General features: G+C 34.5%; 2 protein-coding genes. One reads left to right on the top strand and one right to left on the bottom strand.

Features of this window, described 5'->3' with window-relative positions; genetic code table 11:
• A partial coding sequence (locus FFR48_RS27730) for a 4-Cys prefix domain-containing protein (protein ID WP_371851494.1) occupies positions 1 to 216 on the bottom strand: 216 nt, incomplete at its 3' end.
• 168 nt (positions 217 to 384) lie between these two features.
• Here FFR48_RS27730 and FFR48_RS27735 point away from each other — a divergent pair.
• Entirely contained in the window at positions 385 to 1,341 is a 957-nt protein-coding gene (locus FFR48_RS27735; RefSeq protein WP_137669560.1) for an NAD-dependent epimerase/dehydratase family protein, read from the top strand.
• Positions 1,342 to 1,712: the final 371 nt, after the last annotated feature.

Raw genomic sequence — 1,712 nt, forward strand, 5'->3', positions numbered from 1 at the left:
TCCCTGTGCTTGGGGTAAAAATTGTTTAATTACACAATAAGGTTTTGATGGTTTATCCTCATCAATAGCTAAAAATGTTCTCCCAAAACCACCTTGACCTAAAATTGATTGAGGTGCATATCTTTCCCGCAAAAGTAACTTATTACCGCACTTTTGACAATATTGAAAATTATCAGGATTAGGAAAAAGACAGTCAGGATTAAGACATTGACGCATAGACTCAACACCAACACACTGTTATAATTTTACCCTAATTAATCAAAACCTACGCAAAATTTCTCAAAACCTCAGATCCCCGACTTCTTTAAGAAGTCGGGGATTTATCTGCTCAAATCATGCTATAATTATACACCGTTATCAAAAATCCCCAAAAACCCAACATCAATGACTAAACAACGTATTTTAATCACAGGTGCAAGCGGCTGTATCGGTCATTATATCAGCGAAACATTAATAAAAAACACAGAACACGAATTATATTTATTAGTCAGAAACCCCAACAAACTACAAATTAACGCTCAAGCACGTCCAGGAATCACCATTTTACAAGGTGATATGCAGGAAATTAGTAATTTTTCCAACCTCCTAAAAACTATAGATACCGCAGTTTTAACAGCAACTTCTTGGGGTGGAGATAACATTTTTGATGTTAATGTCAACAAAACCATAGAATTAATGAACCTGTTAAACCCAGAAAGATGTCAACAGGTAATTTATTTTTCAACTGCTAGTGTTTTAAATCATGAAAATCAACCTTTAAAAGAAGCAGGAGAAATCGGCACAGATTATATTAGTTCTAAATATGATTGTTTACATAAAATTGAACATTTAGAAATTTTCCCAAAAATTACTACCGTGTTTCCTACATTGGTTTTAGGGGGAGATGATCAAAAACCCTATTCTCATTTAACTTCAGGTATACCTGAAGTTACTAAATATATTAATATCATTCGTTTTTTACAAGCTGATGGTAGTTTTCACTTTATTCATGGTCAAGATATTGCCACAGTTATACAATATTTAATTGATTATCCACCACAAGCAGGAGATCCACGAAGATTTGTTTTAGGGCAATCTGGGTTAACAGTAAATCAAGCAATAGAAGAAGTTTGTGAATATTTGAATAAAAAGATTTATTTCCGCATTCCCCTATCCTTGAGTTTAGCGAATGTGATTATTAAAATATTTAGGATTCAAATGGCAGCTTGGGATAGATTTTGTATGAATTATCGGCATTTTACCTATTCTCATGCTATCAATCCCGCGAGTTTTGATTTGCCTAATTATTGTGCAACTATGAGGGATGTGTTAAAAATTAGTGGCGTTAAAAGTGGGAAATAAACATGTGAGAAGTTATGAGGATGAAATAGGGCGATCGCCTGGTAATTTACAGCAGTTTTCATGTCTTTAGACCACAGTAAGGGCGAAGCATTCAGATGATAGTCTTAGGTAAAAACCGATAATTAATTGTCCGAATGCTGATGCTTCCAGCACGGTTCGCAAACGCCCCTACATTGTTGACGCGAAACCTAAATCAAAATGTGGTTTATTTACCTGAAAATAGCTGTAAAAGGCAAGGCAAAAGTATATAGGGTTTGCTGAATAAACCTAAAACCTTGATATATCAAAGGTTAGAGGCTGATAAACACAGAAATTAGTGCAAGGGTTTTGAAGGGTATACCGGAAAAAGTGTGCATTTTTTGGGATTTCAA

Origin of the sequence: Sphaerospermopsis reniformis (assembly GCF_005402885.1) — a bacterium.
Classification (GTDB): Bacteria; Cyanobacteriota; Cyanobacteriia; order Cyanobacteriales; family Nostocaceae; genus Sphaerospermopsis; species Sphaerospermopsis kisseleviana.